This window comes from Candidatus Saccharimonadia bacterium (assembly GCA_035544015.1).
Taxonomy (GTDB): Bacteria; Patescibacteriota; Saccharimonadia; order UBA4664; family UBA4664; genus UBA5169.
Window position 1 is genome coordinate 1 of record DATKIP010000102.1, and the last position, 1,776, is coordinate 1,776.

The 1,776-nt window shown below is 58.9% G+C and carries 2 protein-coding genes; one reads left to right on the top strand and one right to left on the bottom strand.

What is annotated here, in order from left to right:
- Window positions 1-334: 334 nt before the first annotated feature.
- A protein-coding gene (locus VMT30_08890; protein ID HVQ45044.1) for an IS630 family transposase occupies window positions 335-1,392 on the bottom strand; the annotation gives its coding sequence in 2 pieces (ribosomal slippage) (window positions 335-906 and window positions 906-1,392; 1,059 coding nt in all).
- Window positions 1,393-1,507: 115 nt separating this feature from the next.
- Between VMT30_08890 and VMT30_08895 the strand changes: the two genes are divergently transcribed.
- The coding region (locus VMT30_08895) for a hypothetical protein (protein HVQ45045.1) at window positions 1,508-1,776 on the top strand (269 nt) is incomplete at its 3' end.

Here is a 1,776-nt window from a genome sequence, read left to right on the forward strand (position 1 = left end):
ATCTGCCGCCTTCTCGCTACGCAACGGTCGTGGCGTTCGAGTTCACGCCCCCTTGGCACTGGTCGCCTCTTGGCGCACGCTTGTATCAAAAGCTGGCCGCAGTATCAGGTCGGCCGTTGCGTTAGTAGCCCTCTTTTTGGCAAGGCGCTCGTTGAACGAACGAAGATCGATGACAATTCGTTGGTGGGTTCCGCTGCCTCCTCTATGCCGTCGCTTGCCGACACCTTGAAGGCAACTCGCTTTCCCTCGAGTTGACTACCTCGGCCGTCGCGCACACCTCGTGGTTACAGGCGGGGCGGCGAAGTGCTGTACGTCTAATACCAGATCTCATTGATCAGAACCCATGTGCCCACAGGCGTAATCCGATGGACATGATTTTCCAGGGGCGGTCGATGAGCGTATTCCAGGCATAGCAGCAGTGATCGACGATATCGTCGTAGGATTTGAAGACGCGGTTCGAGAGCCAGTTGTCGCGCATATATTGCCAGATATTTTCGACCGGATTGAGTTCAGGGCACTTCGGCGGCAGTGGCATAATGGTGATGTTGGCGGGAATGAACAATCTTGCTGACAGATGCCATCCGGCTTGATCGACGAGGAGGACGGCGTGGGCCCCTGGTGCGACTGCCTTGGCGATTTCGGCCAGATGCAGGTTCATCGCTTCGGTGTTGCAGGCCGGGAGGATCAGAGCCGCGCCCTTTCCCTGCTTCGGGCAGATGGCTCCGAAGATGTAGGTCGAGGCGGTGCGCTGATCCCGCGGAGCGCTTGGGCGAGTACCGCGCTTGGCCCACCTGCGGGTGATCTTGTTCTTCTGACCAATGCGCGCTTCATCCGCGAACCAAATCTCTATTTCCCCAACATCGACTGCCTTTTCGCGCGCGACTTCATCCAGGCGCGCTGGGAACTTTTTTTAAAATCCTCGATGGCTCCTTCGGCTTGCGCATGATGACGGGGGCGGGCTGAGAGCTTGCGGTAGCCCATCGCACGAAGCTCCCGGCTCAGCGTCTGCTTGGCAACCGTGATGCGGAACTCCTCGTATATCCATTGCGAAAGATCGACCAACCGCCAGCGCACGACACCGTGGATCGCCGGGATCGGGCCGCTCTCGATCATCCGCACAATCGCCTGGCGTTGCACATCATTGAGCCTCGAGGGTTGACCTGGAGGCTTGCGGTCGATCAGACCGTCCGGCCCAAGAACATTGAACCGCATCACCCAGTCCCGGATGATCTGCAGCGTCACGCCGCCAATCTCGGCCGCCTCGGTGCGGTTCGCCCCATCGTAAATCGCCGCCAGTGCCAGAAGCCGCCGAGCCTGCGGACCATCCTTCGATCGTTTGGCCGCAGCCCTTACCAAACCGGCATTAAAATCAGCACGAAGCGGGATAGCCATGGCGAACCTCCATCGTTCGCCATGTTGAATCAAACGGATGCTGATTCGGGTATCCTCTGACCGGAGTCACGGCTTCCGGGATTTGGTATAAGAGCAACAAGAAACGGGAGAGCATATGACGAGCGATTTTCCGGCCGGCAATTACCGGTTTATTCCGGGCGTGTTCCAGTATTCCGCCGGAGCTGCGGCCAGTCCCGGTTTTGAAATCGAACGGGTGCGGTTCGATCGTCCCGTGGCGCTGGCCGAGGGCTTTGCTAGAATCGCGAAATACATCCAGGCAGCGGGCAGGCCGCTGACGTCGTTCTGCGCCTGCGAGCTGCGCTCGCCCGCCGCCTTCACTGACCAGGGCTTTCTCGAATTCAACCAGCACTATGTGAAGACATT